The organism is Trueperella bonasi, from assembly GCF_030811535.1.
Taxonomy (GTDB): Bacteria; Actinomycetota; Actinomycetes; order Actinomycetales; family Actinomycetaceae; genus Trueperella; species Trueperella bonasi.
The window spans coordinates 1246350-1264743 of sequence record NZ_JAUSQX010000001.1 but is presented as its reverse complement, the minus strand read 5'-3'; the positions used below and the strand labels follow the sequence as shown (position 1 = coordinate 1264743).

Annotated in this window: 13 protein-coding genes and 4 tRNA genes; 5 read left to right on the top strand and 12 right to left on the bottom strand. The window is 55.9% G+C overall.

The window, feature by feature from the left end:
* Nucleotides 1–123: 123 nt before the first annotated feature.
* From pstB to J2S70_RS05825, 12 genes are all read right to left on the bottom strand, one after another.
* Nucleotides 124–903, bottom strand: a complete 780-nt coding sequence (gene pstB / locus J2S70_RS05880; RefSeq protein WP_307682804.1) for a phosphate ABC transporter ATP-binding protein PstB — start codon at nucleotides 901–903, stop codon at nucleotides 124–126.
* A 71-nt stretch (nucleotides 904–974) separates the two neighbouring features.
* Complete coding sequence (pstA, locus tag J2S70_RS05875; protein WP_307682803.1) at nucleotides 975–2042, bottom strand: phosphate ABC transporter permease PstA; 1068 nt, start codon at nucleotides 2040–2042, stop codon at nucleotides 975–977.
* Entirely contained in the window at nucleotides 2039–3190 is a 1152-nt protein-coding gene (locus J2S70_RS05870) for a PstC family ABC transporter permease (RefSeq protein ID WP_307682802.1), read from the bottom strand. Before J2S70_RS05870 ends, pstA begins: the two co-directional genes overlap by 4 nt.
* A 76-nt stretch (nucleotides 3191–3266) precedes the next feature.
* Nucleotides 3267–4352, bottom strand: coding sequence for a phosphate ABC transporter substrate-binding protein PstS (locus J2S70_RS05865; RefSeq protein WP_307682801.1), 1086 nt, complete (start codon nucleotides 4350–4352; stop codon nucleotides 3267–3269).
* A 216-nt stretch (nucleotides 4353–4568) separates the two neighbouring features.
* Complete coding sequence (locus J2S70_RS05860) at nucleotides 4569–5552, bottom strand: NUDIX hydrolase (protein WP_307682800.1); 984 nt, start codon at nucleotides 5550–5552, stop codon at nucleotides 4569–4571.
* A gap of 25 nt (nucleotides 5553–5577) precedes the next feature.
* Nucleotides 5578–7956: an RNA degradosome polyphosphate kinase gene (locus J2S70_RS05855; RefSeq protein ID WP_307682799.1), complete on the bottom strand. Its 2379-nt coding sequence runs from the start codon at nucleotides 7954–7956 to the stop codon at nucleotides 5578–5580.
* A gap of 60 nt (nucleotides 7957–8016) precedes the next feature.
* The gene (gene mshD, locus J2S70_RS05850; protein ID WP_307682798.1) at nucleotides 8017–8982 is read right to left on the bottom strand and encodes a mycothiol synthase; all 966 of its coding nucleotides are present in this window, start codon (nucleotides 8980–8982) and stop codon (nucleotides 8017–8019) included.
* Nucleotides 8983–9597, bottom strand: coding sequence for a hypothetical protein (locus J2S70_RS05845; protein WP_307682797.1), 615 nt, complete (start codon nucleotides 9595–9597; stop codon nucleotides 8983–8985).
* Nucleotides 9598–9866: 269 nt separating this feature from the next.
* Nucleotides 9867–9940, bottom strand: a tRNA-Lys gene (locus J2S70_RS05840).
* 105 nt (nucleotides 9941–10045) lie between these two features.
* Nucleotides 10046–10957: an EamA family transporter gene (locus tag J2S70_RS05835; protein WP_307682796.1), complete on the bottom strand. Its 912-nt coding sequence runs from the start codon at nucleotides 10955–10957 to the stop codon at nucleotides 10046–10048.
* A 246-nt stretch (nucleotides 10958–11203) separates the two neighbouring features.
* Nucleotides 11204–11605, bottom strand: a complete 402-nt coding sequence (gene msrB / locus J2S70_RS05830) for a peptide-methionine (R)-S-oxide reductase MsrB (protein ID WP_307682795.1) — start codon at nucleotides 11603–11605, stop codon at nucleotides 11204–11206.
* On the bottom strand, nucleotides 11602–13233 hold the full coding sequence (locus J2S70_RS05825; protein WP_307682794.1) for a mechanosensitive ion channel family protein: 1632 nt from the start codon (nucleotides 13231–13233) through the stop codon (nucleotides 11602–11604). The genes msrB and J2S70_RS05825 overlap by 4 nt, the downstream gene beginning before the upstream one ends.
* A 254-nt stretch (nucleotides 13234–13487) precedes the next feature.
* Here J2S70_RS05825 and J2S70_RS05820 point away from each other — a divergent pair.
* From J2S70_RS05820 to J2S70_RS05800, 5 genes are all read left to right on the top strand, one after another.
* Nucleotides 13488–13560: transfer RNA gene (locus J2S70_RS05820), tRNA-Glu, on the top strand.
* A 35-nt stretch (nucleotides 13561–13595) separates the two neighbouring features.
* A tRNA-Asp gene (locus tag J2S70_RS05815) sits at nucleotides 13596–13669 on the top strand.
* 41 nt (nucleotides 13670–13710) lie between these two features.
* Nucleotides 13711–13786 (top strand) — tRNA-Phe (locus tag J2S70_RS05810).
* A gap of 152 nt (nucleotides 13787–13938) precedes the next feature.
* Entirely contained in the window at nucleotides 13939–14604 is a 666-nt protein-coding gene (locus tag J2S70_RS05805; RefSeq protein WP_307682793.1) for a carbonic anhydrase, read from the top strand.
* Nucleotides 14605–14621: 17 nt separating this feature from the next.
* Nucleotides 14622–18335, top strand: coding sequence for a LamG-like jellyroll fold domain-containing protein (locus tag J2S70_RS05800; RefSeq protein ID WP_307682792.1), 3714 nt, complete (start codon nucleotides 14622–14624; stop codon nucleotides 18333–18335).
* The last annotated feature ends 59 nt before the right edge of the window (nucleotides 18336–18394 follow it).

Genomic DNA, 18394 nt, shown 5'->3' with positions numbered 1-18394 from the left:
CTTTTGCAGCTCTTCGTTAGCCCTCCGGAAAAGCACGCATTAAAAGGCGGGGCGCTCAAGAGGAGATGAGCGCCCCGCCTGTACGTTCCACCCGACTACCCGAAAGTCGCTGGAACGCTTGGTTTAACCAAAACGGCCAGAAACGTAATCTTCTGTTTCTTGGTGTGCCGGGTTGGAGAAGATCTTGTCGGTATCGTCATACTCAACCAGATGCCCAGGTTTGCCGGTTCCTTCAATATTGAAGAAGCCGGTCTTTTGCGAAACTCGCGCAGCCTGCTGCATGTTGTGCGTCACGATCACAATCGTGTAGTCCTTTTGCAGTTTCTGCATGAGATCTTCGATTGCGAGGGTAGAAATCGGATCGAGCGCCGAACACGGTTCATCCATCAGGAGCACTTCGGGCTTCACAGCAATCGCGCGCGCAATACACAGCCGCTGCTGCTGACCACCAGATAGCGAAGAGCCAGGCTTTTCGAGCCGCCCCTTCACTTCTTCCCACAGGTTCGCGCCGCGCAGCGACTCTTCGACGATATCCTGCGCCTCAGACTTACCAAGCTTGCGATTGTTAAGCCGCAAACCCGCCAGCACGTTGTCGGCAATCGACATCGTTGGGAACGGATTCGCACGCTGGAACACCATGCCCACGTGCTGGCGAACCTGCACCGGATCAACGCCCGGGTCATAGATGTTTTGCCCGTCAACCATCACGCTTCCCTCAACTCGCGCACCAGGAATTACCTCGTGCATGCGGTTCAGTGTGCGCAAAAACGTTGACTTGCCGCAACCGGAGGGGCCGATGAGGGCTGTAATAGAACGTGGCGGAATTTCAACCGACACGTTTTCTACCGCGAGGAAGTCGCCGTAGTAAATGTTGAGGTCTTTGACCTTAATGCCTTCAGACATTGAGATTCCTTTCTTGGGCTCTCACCCGTGAGGCTCACGCCTCACGCGGCCGTTGCCGCTTTCTACGTTGGCTACTTCTCGCCCGCCGGAGCAAACTTCTTGGCAATGAAACGAGCCAGCAGGTTCAATATGAGAACGATCAGGATTAGCAGGAGTGCGCCTGCCCAGGCTTCAGCGGAATTTCCGGACTTGTACTGGTTGTAAACGTACACGGGCAACGTGTACATCTGGTTTTGGAAAATGTTGTAGTTGTAGAAGTCGGTCGTCCCCGCCGTAATCATGAGCGGTGCTGATTCGCCGATGATGCGTGCGGTAGCGATGAAAACTCCGGAAACAATGCCCGAAAGAGCGGTACGCAAGACAACGCGAACGATTGTTCCTGCCTTGGTAACACCAAGAGCATAGGAAGCTTCGCGCAATTCATTTGGCACCAGCCGCAACATTTCCTCGGTGTTTCGCACCACGATCGGCGTCATCAACACAACCAGAGCGATAGCGCCGGCAAAGCCGTTCTTAAACTGGGCCTGCCCAAACAGCGCTTGGTTGATCATCGGAATCATTGCAGCTGCAAACAAACCGGCAACGATCGAGGGAATACCAGTCATGATGTCAACCATGAAGGTGGTGACTCGTGCGAGTATCCCGCGCCCGTATTCAACGAGGTAGACGGCCGTCAGGATTCCCAACGGAACTGCGATCAGCGCGGCCATTCCCGTAATGAGGAAGGTCCCGACGACGGCGTGGCCGGCTCCCGTTACCGCATTCGGATCGGACTGGCCGAACGTCGTCGCCGTGAAAAAGCCACCGGCAGTCATTCGTGACCAGCCCTGCACAAAGACGGTCCACAAAAGTGAAACCAGCGGAATGACGGCGGCGATGAAGGTGCCAACGATAACCGAAGTCATGAGGCGATCGGTGCCGTAACGGCGGCCTTCCACGCTAAAGCCAGCAACAATGACGATCAGGAAGTAGACGGCTAAGAAAGTTAGCGTGCCGCCGACACCGCTACCGGCAACCTGAGCGACGAAAACTCCGAGAACTAAAGCTACAGCGATTGCTGCAAGGTTAAACCACTTCGGCAGGTACTTCTGGGGGCGTGCTTTCACGCCACCTGGGGATGTAAGGGTATCAACACTCATGCGTTTGCTCCTGAGAACTCTGCGTACCGGGCAACAATCGAACGAGCGATGAAGTTAACCACGAACGTAATGACGAACAGGATCAGGCCAAGAGCAATCAGGAAGTCTGATTCAATGCCTGAGGCTTCCGGGAACCTCAACGCGATCTGCGATGCAATGGTCGAGTGCTGGCCCGGGCTCATCAGCTTGAAGTTAATTTCTAGGCCTGGTGAAAGAACCATAAGCAATGCCATCGTCTCACCAAGTGCTCGGCCAAGGCCTAGCATCGAGGCCGAGACGATTCCTGATCGGCCGTGCGGTAGCACGACCATCTTGATCATTTCCCAACGGGTTGCGCCGAGTGCGAGGGACGCTTCTTCTTGCAAGCGCGGGGTCTGGAGGAAGACTTCGCGCGCGAGCGAGGTGATGATCGGAAGGATCATGATTGCAAGGATGATTCCACCCATCAAAATGTTACGGGCTGGAGGAATGAACGCGGCCGCGTCGGGGGCCAAAGGCCACCAATCCCAGTTGGCCGCAGCGTAGTTAAAGCCGGGGATACCACCCTGCCAAACCACTTCCCCATTCTCGAGCTTTTCGGGCGTTCCCGAAATCCACTCGAAAATCGGGGTTAGAAACGATGAAAGCCACGAGAAGATGGGTCGCATGACCGGCTCGAGCGTCCACATTCCCCACAGACCAAAGACAACCGAGGGAATAGCGGCGAGCAGGTCAATCATGTAGCCAAAAGCTGAGGCAAGCTTGCGTGGTGCGTAGTGCGAAATGAAGAGTGCAATTCCGACCGCAAAGGGAACCGCGATAATAAGTGCAATGATAGCTGCAAGGAGCGTGCCGAAAACTGTTACCCCGGCGAACTCCCAGAAAGTTTTGCCTCGCGTGAATCCGACACGCTCAGCGAGTTCTTCGCCTGGTGTAATAAGAATATTGCCTGAAGAGAACAGGAGGAAGATAAAGACCGCGGCCAGCAAGAGAAGAATTGAAACGCCGGCGGCCGTCGAAATTCCTCCGAAGACCTTATCGCCCGTTCTCTTTCCACCGGCACCCGGTGCCAATGCGGCTCGCCGTTCGCCGGCCGAGAGTTTACGTGTCGGGGGATGATCCGGCACTTTTTCCACCTGCGATTCGGCAGAGTTGTCAACGTGAGTCACGTCATACTCCGATCATTTACGTGCCGCGGGCCAGCCCAAAGAAAGGCTGGCCCGCGATGACGTTGAGAGTGTCATTTTAGTTGGTCTGGATCTGTTCGATCGCAGCCATTGCTTCTTCGCGAAGCTCGTCAGAAATCGGTGCGTTACCACCATTCGCTTTGGCCGCAGCCTCCTGGCCCTCTGGCGAAGCCATGTAGGTGAAGTATTCCTTGACAACTTCTGCTTCGTCAGCGTTGTCATACTCGGTGCAAGCAACGAGGTAGGAGATCAGCACGATCGGGTACGCGCCTTCGATCGAGCCATCACGCTTGAGGTCAACCGTGATGATGCGGTCGGTTGCGTGGTCTGTACGCGGCGAGCCGTCGACGATTGCAGCGGCAGCTTCGGGCGAGTACTCGAGGAATTCACCTGCAACTTCAACAGCAACGGTGCCTAGATCGCCAATCTGCGAAGCATCCGCGTAGGTGATCGCGCCAGGGGTCGACTTCACGAGATTAACAACACCAGCGGTTTGCTCAGCAGACTGCGTGCCGGTCAGTGGCCAGGTGTCGGAAGGCTCGTGCTCCCAAAGGTCAGAGGCTTCCGCGAGGTACTGCTGGAAGTTTTCGGTAGTGCCGGAATCATCGGCGCGGTTGACCGGGATAATCGGCTGCGCCGGAAGCTCGATGCCATCGTTGATCGCAACGAGAGCCGGGTCGTTCCACTCTGTGATTTCGCCCTTAAATACCTGTGCAATGATGTCGGCGGTCATGTTGACGTTGTCAATGCCGTCAAGGTTGAAGGTGAGAGCGATTGGTGAAATGTAGAGCGGAAGTTCGATTGGCTCGGAACCACAACGCTCGGTTGCGCCTTCGATCTCTTCGGCGTCAAGCATCGAGTCGGTGCCCGTGTAGTGGACTTCTCCAGCAATGAACTGGTCGCGGCCCGTACCGGAGCCAGTCGAATCGTAATTGACGATCGCACCGGCCTGTGCCGTGAAGTTATCACGCCATGCCTGCTGTGCGTTTACCTGAGCCGAAGCGCCCGAGCCGTTGATGGTGACACCTGATCCTTCACCATCGTTGGTCGACGTGGTTTCGTTGCCATTCGAACAAGCGGCCAAGCCAAGTGCGAGCGTCAAAGCTGCAATGCCGGCGATTCCGCGGTTACGTGCAATCTTCACAGTTTTCCATCCTTCTAGATGCGGGTTTCGTCAGAGGCTGGAAGCCTCTTGCCACGAACTACAATAAAAGGGCTTGATTGACGTTCAGCAATCACAGGGTTAACAATGGGTTAACAAGCTATAAGTTACCACACACTCCCCTGTTTTTCGGTGGATAATCAACACTTTATCGAAGGTAACAGATCGGTATCAGTTCTCTTTCGGTGGCGTTATTGCTTACTCAATAACGGGCCGGATCCTCTCAAGAGCCACAATAGTGGGCGCCTTACCCCGCCGATTCGCAACGTGAACGACGATAACTTCGCCGGTCTTCAACCACGGATCCTTTTCCGGCACTTGCCGCATAATCACTTGGGGAGTGTAATCCTCAATCGTTTGCATAACGGTGGGCAGGGTTGGGCGATGCAAGCACACGACGGTGGGCAGCAATTCCTTACGAAGCCAGTTTCGAATCAAAGAAGCAACCGGCTTTTGCTTTTTCGCATGCGCAGCCTCCGTCAGCTCGTCATGAGTCTCCACAGCTAACCCTGCCGCCTTCGCGTAAGGAGTCACGGATTCCACGCACCTGCGCCAAGGCGAGGACACGATTCTCTCCACGCCATAGGCCGAAAACACCCGCACAAGCGACTCGGCTCGCTCGTAGCCCGTCTTGGTCAGCGGACGCGTCTCTTCCCGCCCACGCTTGCCCTTTTCCATCCACGCCGAGCGCTTAGTTGCGCGCGTGTGCCGAGCAAGCAACAGCGGAACCGTCTCGTGCTTATCGTCAGACCACAAGTCCTTCATATGCCCGAGAATCGTGCGGTCCCCCTTGTGGGTGAGCAGCTTCTTCGCCTGCTTGATCGTCACCCACCGCGCGTCGTCGATCTCCTTCTTAGAGGCCAAGCCCACCTTCGGACGCAACTTCACGGCAGGATTCGATTTCTCGGCCACCTCCGCAAGCCAGTAACGCACTTCTTTCTTACGCCCACCGGCGATCGTATAGTGCTGCCACCCAAGGGGCACCCCAAGAACGACGTCGAGGCCCGTTTCCTCGCGCATCTCCCGGATGCAACACTCGTGCAACGACTCGCCTTTCTTCGCCTTACCTTTCGGAAAGGACCAGTCATCCCACATAGGCCGATGAACTATTAAAACCTGGGTCTTGCGATCCTTCTTTCGCCAAATGACCGCACCGGCGCCACGAACATCTGGTTTCACCACGAAACTCACCTGCTAGTACCGCGCGCTAACCGCGGTCTGCCACATTTTCGCGAGCGCGCACCATGAGCTGGTCTTGAATGTGCGGCAACCTCTCCCCTTCGGAATCCGTCACCACTCGCTCCCAACCATCAGCCTTCATGTGCCACGACTGCACCTCATCAGAAGTCGCCCGGCGAACGAGCTCAATCAGGAACTCTTTCTGATCTTTATCTTCAATTCGAATTAGAGCCTCAACCCGGCGGTCCAAGTTGCGATGCATGAGGTCTGCAGATCCAATCCAAACCTGCGGATCGTCGTCGTTACAAAAGGCGTAAATCCGCGAATGTTCGAGGAACCTCCCAAGGATCGAACGCACCCTAATATTCTCAGACAGTCCCGGGATTCCAGCGCGCAAGCAACAAATTCCACGCACCTGAATATCTACCGGCACACCGGCCTGCGAGGCACGATACAGCGCGTCGATAATACGTTCGTCCACAATCGAGTTGCACTTGAGTCGAATCCAGGCTGGCTTACCCTCCTCGTGGTGTTCTATCTCGCGATCAATCTGCTCGATCAGGCCCTTGCGAATACCGGTCGGCGCCACGAGTAAGCGGTGAAACTTCGCTTTCGGCGCGTATCCCGAAAGCTGGTTAAACAGGCGAGTTAGATCCTGGCCCACATCCCGGTCGCACGTGAACAAGCCAAGATCCTCATATCCGCGAGCTGTTTTTGGATTGTAGTTACCTGTCCCCACGTGGCAGTACCGGCGCAGGCCATCCGATTCTTGGCGGACAACCAACGAAAGCTTGCAGTGCGTCTTCAGCCCAACAATCCCATAGACCACGTGTACGCCCGCCTGCTCCAATTTTCGCGCCCACTCAATATTATTTTCTTCGTCGAAACGCGCCTTAATTTCAACGACGGCGAGCACCTGCTTACCAAGATTCGCCGCCTTAATCAGAGCATCGACGATCGGAGAATCACCGGAAGTGCGGTACAGGGTCTGCTTAATTGCTAGCACCTTCGGATCTTCGGCAGCCTGGCGAATGAAATGCTGCACCGAAGTCGCAAACGAGTCATACGGATGTTGAACCAGGATCTCCTTGCGGCGAATCGCGGCAAAAATATCCGGCATCGACGAGGACTCAATATCCGTAATACCCTTCGGCGTGACCGGCACAAACTTCTTGTACTTCAAATGCGGGCGGTCCAGATCGTGGATCACGTTCAAACCGGTTAAGTCGAGCGGGGCGGGAAGGGCGAGCACATCGGCGTCGCGAACGCCAAGTTCACGCACGAGAAGCTGTAACACCCGCTTGGAAATATCCTCTTCTACTTCCAACCGAACAGCCTGGCCAAAACGGCGCCGTAACAACTCTTTTTCCAATGCCTTCAAGAGATTTTCGGCGTCGTCTTCCTCCACCTCAAGATCCTCGTTACGAGTCACCCGGAAAGTGGAATATTCGACCACTTCCATACCCGGAAACAGGGAATCGAGATGTGCACCGATGACCTCTTCCAGCGGGATATAGGCGGTCTTGCCATACTCATCAACAGGCACGTCCTCCGGGCGGTACGGACGCCCGTCCGAATCCACTGCGATGAAACGCGGCAGCAGTGGCGGAACCTTCACCCGGGCAAATAATTCCTTGTCATTCTTCGGATTTCGTACCAAAACCGCCAAATTCAAAGACAGACCCGAAATGTAGGGGAACGGATGTGCCGGATCTACTGCCAGCGGAGTCAGAACCGGGAAAATTTGCTTGCGGTAGAACTTTGACAGGCGATCCTTTTCCTTATCATTCAAGTCCGACCAGTGCTGGATCACAATGCCCACCTCGGCGAGCTTGGGCTGAACGTCGTCGCGGAACACTCGCGCGTGGCGCTCCTGCAGCTCCTTCGTGCGGATCGTAATGCCCTCGAGCACCTGGCGCGGTGCTAGGCCGGAGGCTTTCGTCGTCGCCATTCCCGTAGCAATACGCCGCATCAAACCGGCCACGCGGACCATGTAGAATTCGTCCAAATTCGAAGCAAAAATCGCTAAAAACCATGCGCGTTCCAAAATTGGTAGCTCCTGATCCTCCGCCTGATCAAGTACGCGCTCATTGAACGCGAGCCACGAAAGTTCACGGTCTAGGAAACGTCCCGTGGGAAGATCACCTTCATGCAGCGCCTCTTCCTCAGCCTCGGCCTCGCGTACTAACTCTTCTGCCTCTTCGACGAGTTCTTCGGTGGAAACACCGGCCCCCATCCGTAAACCTTCGAGTACGCGAGCACGCAGGGCCTGCACGTCGTCATTAGACATCTCGGCGAGTTCTTCATCGCCTTCGATAATCTCTTCCAAAACTTCGGGAAGAGCTTCACCAAGGTCGAAGTGGTCTGCGGGTGTTGACGGGGTTAAATCAGGATTTAGCTCGCTCATACCGAAATGTTCTCAGATTTTGGACGGCAATATCAACGGCAAGTAGCTGCGGGCAGAAGCTCAAAATGCGTATTGGGTGTGCGTTTGCGAAATGTCGAAGCCGGCACGCCGATAGGAACGCACGGCCGGCTCATTATCCGCGTCAACATAAAGAATTGCTTGCTGGAACCCGTGCCCACGCATGATCTTCAACATCAGATTCGCCAGCGAACCGCCAAGGCCCTGCCCCTGAATCTGCGGATGGACGCCAAGCACATACAATTCAACCAGAGATTGGGACTGGGGTTTTAGCCATAGGAAGGCCAGCGGTTTATCTCCGTTCAGCCCGCTTGCAGAGGCCACCGAGGCGCTCATCGCCGCCCCATCTGCGATATCTTCCGGCCTGTCGATCCTCTTCGGCCGCACGAGCAATAAAAGCTCGGGGTCAAACCAGTCCTGAGCAAAACGCTGCTTCATGTCTTCAACTGTGAGCTGCCCCTGCTCGGGATGCTGAGCAAACGCGGCGGCGTTTAACTCTGTAAAGGCATCGAGATCGACGTCGGGACGGATCGGCTCAATCGACCAATTTGGAATCGCATTTTCCAAGTCAACCGGCTCGGCGACTCCTACCAGCGGGCGGCTCATCACCAACAACGTTCGCTCCGGCTTGAGCGCCTCGGACTCCGCGAGCGCCTGTGCCGCCGGCAATGTGCCATGCGCCCACAGTTGTGATTCGGGAAAACGCCCACGGACTTCTGCCAGCAGGCGCCGCCCCAGTCCACGACGCCGGTACTCCGGCTTGATTGCAAGCTCGACGCTCCCATTGCGCACGTCCCGAATAGCCCCGCCGATAACGTTGGCCGGGGTGTCGGCGTCGCCACCATCAACTACAAGCAGATACTCTGCAGCGCCGGGCGAGTCGAGGTTAAGAAGGGTTTGTTCGTCGAAGGCCGCGAAGCCATCAGCCTCGTAAACGTGTTGGGCAAGCTCGCGAATCTCGGTTTCAAAACCCACCGGTGTGCCAAGTGCGCGAATGTCAATTGCCATCTAGCCGAGCCTGCCCTTGACAAGCCGTTCGCCAGCAATGTGGAATTCTTCCGACACTCGGAGCATCGCCGTATCTCGACGTGTCACCTCCGTGGCAAGCTCGTGGTCATCATCGGTAATCCAGCTCGGTTGGACGTGACCTAAGAAGTCTGTAAAACGCGCGGATGAACGAAGCACGTCCGCGAAATCACCGCGGAAATTACCCTTGAACACCTCGTCCCACTTTGCACGAACATCGCGAGGAGGACACACCTGATCCAGCTTTTCGGGGGCGCTTTCGCTCGCGACCTTTTGCGCTGCCGCATGGCGCACTTCTGCTTCTTCAGGAAAACGCCGAATCCATTCAGCGAGCAAGAAGCCCCGCCACAACACTCCTGGTAGGGAATCCTCGGGCGAATTCACCCAAGATTCTGCGAGCACGTCCACGCCTTCTTCACGGATCAGAGCTTGCACCCGCTCAAGCACTTCAACGTCCTCCTGCCGGCCGCTTCCCATAGGGACAATCGCTTGAGCTGACGTATGTGCAAGTTCGGATGAAGTGGCCGTATCCACCTCACCTTCGATCATGTCGATCTGCTCGGGTTTCAATTGTGCTGGCCTGCGTGGCTGTCTCATGGTTGCCTCCGTTCGATTGGCACCATTGTCTCGCAAAACTTGCTCTCATGTGGGACGTTATTTGACAACGGCCGCATTCGGGGAATGCCTCCCTTGTAAACGGAGTAGGTTGTAAACGGAGAAGGTTTCACTTATCCCGGGCATGTTTCATGTGCTCCCTATGAGTGATTGATGCCCCCGTTTGGATAGGGAGTGAATAAGGAAGTGAACCCGTAAAACAGTGATGGCCGGCATCTCGTTTTCGGTGAGATACCGGCCGAAACTCACAGTAGGCCCCGTGGGACTCGAACCCACAACCTACGGATTAAAAGTCCGCAGCTCTAACCAATTGAGCTAGAGGCCCGCCCAGACATTTAAGTCTGATACCACAACAAATTCGCTGCAGCTCCACTGAGTCTACCGCCACCGGCGCCAAGCGAAAAATTATCCGCCACAATCGCGGCGGGAATCACGCGCGGCGCTTAACCGAATGGTTCTTTCGCGGCCGCCACGTCACGAGCACCACAGCTATCGAAATTAGCAGCAAACCTAAGATTTCCCCCGCAGTTGGGAACTGGCGCAGAAGTACCATTCCCACAACTAGCGATGTAGCCGGATACAAAGAATTCAAGAGCGCGAAGGTTGAAGCCGGGACTTTGGACAAGACAGTGACCTCGAGGAAATACGGCACGACCGAGGAAAACAAGCCAACCGCCACCATGAGCACCAGCAATTTCACATCCGTTAAAATCACGCCGAAATTCGGGATTGCCAACGGCACATAGAGTATCGCACCTATCGCCATACCGAGCGCCAACGAGTCCGGCCCAGCTCCCGCCGTCGCTACCTTCGAACCCATCCACATGTACAGCGCCCATGCCGCACCCGCCGCGACGGCGAAGGCGACACCCGCAGCCACGCCTGGCTCGCTCGTATCCACACCAATCCAAGAAATAAGAAAAACCCCGGAAACCGCCAACACAATTCCGGCCCAAATTCGCCAACCTCGTCCAGTCACCGCGGCCAGCAAAACCGGTCCGATAAACTCAAGCGCCACTGCAGTGCCGAGCGGAATTCGCGCAATCGCCTGGTAGAACAGCACGTTCATCGTCACCAAAGCGATCCCCAACACGGCAGGTCGCCACAGCTGCCGCCACACGATAGTTGGTCGGCGCCAGGCCATCATCACGATGGCACCGACTGCCACTCTTCCCCAGGCAACAGCAGCAACGCTCGTCGCTGCGAACAAAGTCACCGCAATCGAAGCGCCCACGTACTGAATTATTCCCGAGGCCAACAAAATGCCCGGCGCCGCATGACGCATTGCATCGCCGGTCATGTTCCGGATGCTGCCCGTCTCGTATCGCCGCCCGCTAGCCATTTTCCCATTCTCCCACATAACGAATTTCAGCGACGACGGCGGGAACACCGGAGCGCAACTTTCCTCAATCGACCTCTTGAAGGCCAAGAACATCGACCTCAAGAGCAGAAATTTCACGGGCCAAGCGCAATGTAGATTTCGCTCCTGGACCGTCAATCACCGAGGTACTCGATCTATATCGAGCGGGGATTGGACTCGCGTATTGAATATTGAAAGTGCCGAACCTAATCATACGGCTCCCCCAACTCACGTTTCCGGTGCGAACCTCAGCGACACCGAATTCATGCAATACCGTTGGCCAGTTGGCATATGTGGAGCATCCGGGAACACGTGACCAAGGTGAGAGCCGCACGTCGCGCACAGCACCTCCGTACGCACCATTCCGTGCGAGCGATCCTCAACGTAAGCTACCGCACCCTGTTCATCGGGTTGATAGAAAGACGGCCACCCACAGTGGGCATCGAATTTGGTTGTGGACCGAAAAAGCTCAGCGTCGCACGCCCTGCAGTGGTACATGCCCGCCCGCTCTTCGTGCAGGAGTTCTCCCGTACCAGGCCGCTCCGTACCCGCCTCTCGTAGCACATGGAACTCCATCGGAGTAAGCAGGTTGCGCCATTCGTCGTCGGATTTTGAAACGGGAAAGGTCATAAAGTCTCCTCGGAATTTTCTAAATCGTCATCATCAGCGGTGGAAAGATCTGAGCGTGAATCCTCAATCTTACGCTTTCTTTCTTCGTACACCTCGTCGCCCGGACCAGCGTAGGCGCGTGCTCGGGCCTCAGCTTCAGGTGAGCCGGAAAAGATCGCGGATTTCACCGTACCGGATTGCGTGGTTGAAGCCTGCGAGGTCATGCTCACTTCGGCCGTGTCATCATCCCCGTCGCGGCCACGATCTTGCCCGCTGGCAGCGCTATGGTCGTCCAGCTGGGAGCCGCGTTCGCTGATAGGTATCCGGCGTAACCGTTCGACGTCGTCACCCGAAATAATTTCCGTCTCCTGAGTGATACCCGACGCCGATCCATCAGCACCGGCGACAGGCACGAACACCGGAGGCTTGAGCTCTTCACGCTTACGCACGAGAGCCTCCGTGTACTGCCGAGTTTCCCAAAAATCACCTTTCTCATCCTTGTAAATGCGCGTGTGCGGTGCCGCCTGCGGTGCTTCTTCCTGGATCCATAACACCATCTCCTCGCGTACGTGGTTGCGCAAATCCGTTAGTTTCGGGGAAGATTCCGCAGAAATGAGGCATCGAAGTACAATCCCTTCGGTGGTTGAGGCGTCGTTGACTTGCAGAACGCCAGTTCGGCCGTCCCACAGGTCCGTTTCGGCGAGGATTTGTTCGAGGCGCAAGCGTGCAGCGTCAATCGGTACCTGCCAATCGACCTTGATAAGAACATCGCCAGTCATTTCGGGGGCTCGGCGAGTCCAGTTTTCGAAGGACTCCGTCGTCATGATTGAAGACGGAACGATAATCCTGCGCCCATCCCACACTGCTAGCACAACGTAAGTTAACGTGATTTCTTCAACTGTCGTGTAATTGCCCTGATAGTGCACGATGTCGCCCACGCGGATTGAGTCCGTAAAGGCGAGTTGCAGCCCTGCGAAGACGCTTCCAAGTGTCGTTTGAGCGGCAAGGCCGACGACGACGGAGGCGATGCCCGCCGAGGCGAAAATCGATGCACCTGCAGCTCTGGCTCCGGGGAAGGTCAAAAGCACCGCCGCGATACCAAGAATCCATACGACAACCACTGCAACGCGGCGCAAAATCTGAGTTTGAGTTTTCACTCGGGCGGCGCGCCCCTCGGATGTCTCAGCCATGCTCTCGTTGACAGCTTGGGTGACACCATTAACGAGCCCCGACAGCACCCAGGTTGCCAATAGGATAATCACGATGATCGCCATGTGGTTAACGAATTCGAACCAGCCCGGAGCTTCGTGACTAAGTGTTGAACGACCGTACCGGAATCCGAAGAATCCACCGATGGCTATGAGCAGGATCTGAAGTCTGCGGGAAATAGCCCGAACAACAAACTCCATGTGGCTTCCGCTGCGCGAAAATATGCGCAGGAGTGCAATCGCGAGCAAGCCCGCAAGCACACCGGCTGCTGCGCCCACACCAATGGTGAGCACCATGCGCAGGGTGTCAACCGTGGCCTCAACAGTCGCTTCGACCACTTCTTCAACCGGCTGCGGCGTGACGCCGTCTTCAGGAGCCTGCGTCAAAGCAAGCTGCATCGTCATCGCTTTCGCCATGACGTTCGTGGCAAAGTTCGTCATGGATTAAGGCTAGAGCACGCGCGCTCGCGGTTCGAGTTAGTTCGCCGATAACTCACGAGGAAGAGGCGAGTGTGAGAGTTACTCCGGCAGATGCGCGGTTCTGACTCGCTGCGGCATAGTCTCGGCGCACGCGAGAACACAAACGTGGTTAACACCACCCGGCGTCGATTTTGCTTTTCTGCACCCGGCTCGCATAGGCTAGTGTCCGTTCCACCAACGCTAAGCTGGCTGGGATAAAAAAGACTTCGGTCTTTGCCCCTATCGTCTAGCGGCCTAGGACCCCGGCCTTTCACGCCGGTAGCACGGGTTCGAATCCCGTTGGGGGTACTGCTTCACCAGAAGCTGGTAGCGATGCCAAATCTGGCCCTGTAGCGCAGTTGGTTAGCGCGCCGCCCTGTCACGGCGGAGGTCGCGGGTTCAAGTCCCGTCAGGGTCGCAGAGAAATCACCCGGTTTCCACCGGGTATTTTTCTCTCTAGGCTCTGTAGCTCAGTTGGTAGAGCGTTCGACTGAAAATCGAAAGGTCACCGGATCGACGCCGGTCGGAGCCACCATAAAATTCCCGCGAAGTATCGCGGGAATTTTTGGCTTATTGCCCACTTTCGGACGCACAAGCGGCTCCAGTAATCCGAGTGTTAACTTTGCGGCCCAGCTTCAACTCCACAGCATTTACGCGCAGGACAACATGAACCGATCAAATGGACCTATGAGTCAATTGCGCCGCACGGCACCATCCACTGCCTCCGTGGCACTCGAGGCACTCATTGCCGGCAACGAACGCTTTGCCAACGGCAATGCCACACGGCCTCATCAAACCCTGCAGTGGCGAGAAAACCTGCGAAGCGGCCAAAGCCCAATAGCGGCGGTGCTCGGCTGTTCCGATTCGCGAGTTCCCACCGAGATCGTGTTCGACGTAGGGCTTGGCGATCTCTTCGTTATGCGCACTGCGGGCCATACCGTGGATCAGTCCGTTTTAGGCTCGCTCTCCTTCGCAATCGAAGTGCTCAAAGTGCCTCTCGTCGTCGTGGTAGGTCACGAACGCTGCGGCGCAATCCAAACAGCCATGACCGAGCTGAAAGTAACCGAAGATCCGTCTTCTTATATTTCCCCCAATTTCCTAGTGAATGCGGTGGCGCCCGCAGTCAGGGATAGCCGACCTACTCTCGGCGATCCTGCCCTAGGGCGCCATCTCACCGCTCGGCACCGCGGACTCTGGAAGCTTTTCCGACTTGCCCGAAATCCGCCTATCACCGCCCGCGAATTCACAAAAAGTCGTTGCCACAAGCAGCGGTTCGCCATAGACTCTCCATACAGTTGTCTGACAACTGTGCTAAAGATGCCGCCTTGGCATCAAAATCACTATTCGCAATGAGGCGAAAGGTACAACTCATGTCATTCAAAAACTCTTGGCGACGGCGACTCACCCTCGCCAGTGCCGGCGCACTGTTAATCACACCAGTAGCACCCCTTGCCATGGCCAGTACTTCCCCCGACCTTACCGAGGCACAGGTTTCTTACTACTCGTTCGACGAGGAAGCCACAACCGATTCCTGGGGCGAGCGTTCTGGCACCATCACCGGCGACGTGCCACTAGTTGAAGGAAAGGCAGGAAAAGCAGCCCACATTGTTGAAGGGAATTCGATCGCCTTCCCCACAGCCGATCTCGGCTCTGACTGGACGGTTGGTTTCTGGGTCAAAGCCCCAACGGCACACGACAAATCAAACATTCTTGAGTCCTCCGATGGCGTCCGAGCCTTCTCGCAGCGAATCAATAGTGAGAAGGGCGACAAGATGGGAATGTACGTCCGGCCTGACACCGGTGGCTTCCTTACTTACGGGTCCACACTTCCGGATAACGAGTGGACTCACATCACGTGGACGCAAAGTTCAACTGAAGGCCTGTCACTTTACGTCGATGGCCAGCTACGCGAAAACAAGACTTGGTCTGTTCAAAACCCAATCACGATTCCTGCCGACAAGCTCGGAGGCAAAGGTTTCAGCGGCCTCGTCGATGAACTAAAAATCTACAACCGGGCACTCACGGCCGCAGAGGTTTCGGCATCGATCGACGCTCTAGAGCTCCCAGAGCCTCCGCCCGCCCCAAAACTCAACGCAACATTTTCTATCATGAATCCGAAACCCGAAGGCGCAGCCTTCGAAGTGGGTGAAACTATCCGGTTCGAGCTTAAAGTCACGAATGATACCGGCATCGATCGCTCATTTGAATCCACGGCTTCGAACCTCGATAACTGGCGCGGATGCAAATGGAGCGCGCTACGCGCCGGCGATACGCAGTCGTGCCCATTCCCCACGCACACGGTTACTGATGAGGACGTCAAGGCAGGCGGATTCACGCCGACGATCACATTCCAGATTTACGATCGCACCGGCTACTCTGGCCCTGCAACGCCGGCGGCACCCTTCGAGGGTAATCCGGTAGGCGTATCTCCACGCCTCGTCACAATCAACAACTTTGAGTTCACGGACGGGACGAATAAAGACAATTACAGCGCCGGGGATGAACTCACTGCCTCGCTGACACTCACAAATGTCTTCGATGAAACAGTGAACGTGTCGCTCAACGACGACGACCTTAAGTGTTCGGGCGCTATCCTCCCGGGATCCTCTCTCACGTGTGATTCATTGACCTACTCGGTGACCCGCGAAGATTTGGAGCGCGGTCAAGCCGAGCTGAGCGTCGTCGTGAATGCGTCATCTGGCGAGCTCACTGGAACTGCAACAGCTACCGCAACCACGCCTACACCAACCACGTGGCCGACAGCGCAGCCATTCCCTGCGCCAAACGCGGATCCTCGCTTGGCGCCAGCACTATCGGATCTGACGAAGGTTGAAACTCACGTGCCGGGCAGATACAACATTCGCATTCCAGCAATTGCCGCAGCACCCAACGGCGACATTCTGGCATCGTATGACCTGCGCCCAACTAATGGCGCGGGGAGCGGCGGAGACTCGCCAAACGAAAACTCAATCGTTCAGCGTCGGTCAAAAGATGGCGGTAAAACTTGGGGACCGCTTACGACAATTGCCAAGGGCCACGTCGCACCCGAAGGACAACGTTATGGTTGGTCTGACCCGTCGTACGTCGTCGATCACGAAACCGGGGAAATCTTCAACTTCTTTGTGGGTTCTCTCGACGCCGGTTTGCCGAACAACCCCTCCTACAAGTTAGACGAGAACGGACAGGTTGATGAAAGCCATCGCCGCACGATGAATTTCACCGTCGCAAACTCGACAGACAACGGCTACACCTGGAAGTTGCGCACAATCACGAACGACGTGCTCGGCGAGCGTGCAGCAGACGTTACAGGCTGTTTCGCAACGTCCGGTGCAGGCATACAAAAGCAACACGAACCGCACAAGGGGCGTCTGCTCCAACAAGCCGCCTGTCGGCATAAGGATGGCGGATTCCGCGCCTTAACGATCTTCTCAGATGACCACGGCAAGACCTGGCAAAGCGGCAATTTCGCCTCTGCCACGGAGGGCGCCCAGTTTTTCCGCTGGAATTATGACGAAAACAAGGTCGCCGAACTTTCCGATGGCCGCCTCATGCTCAATTCGCGCATTCCACGCGGTTCCCACGGCGCTGGCTACCGCCTCGTCGCAATCTCGGAAGACGGCGGCATGAACTGGGGAGAGTATCGTATCGATGAGCAATTGCAGGATTCTCAGAATAATGCACAATTGCTTCGCCCGTTCCCGACGGCGAACAAGGGAACATTGCGTTCGAAAGTTCTGCTGTTCTCGAACACAAAGAATCATTGGAACCGCGTCAACGGTCACGTGTCGATGTCTTACGACGACGGCGCGTCCTGGCCCGTGTCTAAGCAGGTTCGCACGGGCGGAACCGGTTACACCACGATGGCTGTTCAACAGGGTGGGACAATTGGTCTGCTGATGGAACCCAATATTTGGAACGACATCGGCTACATCAATTTCTCTCTCAGCTACCTCGAGCCTGAACTGCCATTCGAAGTCAAGCTCGGCGCTATTGAAGATGTATCGGCAACTGACGGGGTAGCCATTGAACCGATTGAGGTTACGACGACGGGCAATGATCCCTCTCTAGCGGATACCTATTCTGCTGAAGGCTTGCCTTCCGGGCTCGACATCGACCCCGCTACTGGAACGATCTCGGGTACGCCGAAGGAAGGCCTCTCAGAAGCCGCGAGTTTCGACGTCCGTGTGACAATTGAAGAAGCTGAGGATGGCACTGGAATCCCTCGTATCTCTTCGACAACCTTCACTCTCACGCTAGCTCCCGGCGAGAAAGCGCCCGAACCTGCACCGAGTCCAGAACTGCAGCCGTCGCCGTTGGCGGGTGTGGTTGGCAGTGGCCGGTTTGGCGATGTTGATGGTGATGGATATGCCGATGTGTTGGCTGTTGGTAGTGATGGGGTGGTCCATTTCTATGCTGGTCATAGCGGGGGCATTTATCATGTTGGGCCGATTGGTTCTGGTTTTGGTGGAACGTCGTTGACCAAGGTCAGTGATGTCAATGGTGATGGGCGGCCAGATTTCTTGGTCCGGCATGATGATGGGCGGTTGTTTGTCTACCATGTGTCTGCTGATGGTCATATTGTTCAAGGTGCCCAGGTTGGGCATGGCTGGAATGGGATGGATAACATCACCTATGTTGGCCGGTTGGGAGCCGGTTCACAGGAGTATGTGATTGCTCGTCAGGTGGCTAGTGGTGATTTGTATCGTTATACCCTGACATCTAGTGGTTTGACTGCATCGGCCAAGATTGGCCACGGGTGGGGGAAGATGACCCGTATTTTAGCCGTTGGCAACATTGTTGGTGATAGCAATCCGGATCTGGTTGGTATTCGATCTGATGGGAAGATGTTTGCTTATCAGGGCCATGGCGATGGGACGGTGTCTGCCTTTGGTCAGATTGGTCAAGGGTGGACCTCGTTCGTGAACGCTTTCGTTCCGGGTGATCTCACCAACGATGGCCGGCTTGATCTGATTGGTATTCGTGGAGATGGCAAGATGTTCTTCTATGAAAATACTGGCAGGGGCTATTTCAAGCCCGCCGTCCAGATCGGTCACGGCTGGCAAACCATGAAACACATCAGCTAGCGTCTAAAGCCAAATGTGCCTCGGGTAGTTTTTGCCACCCGAGGCACATTTCGACTTTC

What these genes read in the sequence shown, in the direction of transcription:
- J2S70_RS05855 (WP_307682799.1), bottom strand. Translation starts at nt 7,956, where the DNA reads ATGAGCGAGCTAAATCCTGATTTAACCCCGTCAACACCCGCAGACCAC.
- J2S70_RS05835 (WP_307682796.1), bottom strand. Translation starts at nt 10,957, where the DNA reads ATGGCTAGCGGGCGGCGATACGAGACGGGCAGCATCCGGAACATGACC.
- mshD (WP_307682798.1), bottom strand. Translation starts at nt 8,982, where the DNA reads ATGGCAATTGACATTCGCGCACTTGGCACACCGGTGGGTTTTGAAACC.
- pstB (WP_307682804.1), bottom strand. Translation starts at nt 903, where the DNA reads ATGTCTGAAGGCATTAAGGTCAAAGACCTCAACATTTACTACGGCGAC.
- J2S70_RS05805 (WP_307682793.1), top strand. Translation starts at nt 13,939, where the DNA reads ATGAGTCAATTGCGCCGCACGGCACCATCCACTGCCTCCGTGGCACTC.
- J2S70_RS05845 (WP_307682797.1), bottom strand. Translation starts at nt 9,597, where the DNA reads ATGAGACAGCCACGCAGGCCAGCACAATTGAAACCCGAGCAGATCGAC.
- pstA (WP_307682803.1), bottom strand. Translation starts at nt 2,042, where the DNA reads ATGAGTGTTGATACCCTTACATCCCCAGGTGGCGTGAAAGCACGCCCC.
- msrB (WP_307682795.1), bottom strand. Translation starts at nt 11,605, where the DNA reads ATGACCTTTCCCGTTTCAAAATCCGACGACGAATGGCGCAACCTGCTT.
- J2S70_RS05800 (WP_307682792.1), top strand. Translation starts at nt 14,622, where the DNA reads ATGTCATTCAAAAACTCTTGGCGACGGCGACTCACCCTCGCCAGTGCC.
- J2S70_RS05825 (WP_307682794.1), bottom strand. Translation starts at nt 13,233, where the DNA reads ATGACGAACTTTGCCACGAACGTCATGGCGAAAGCGATGACGATGCAG.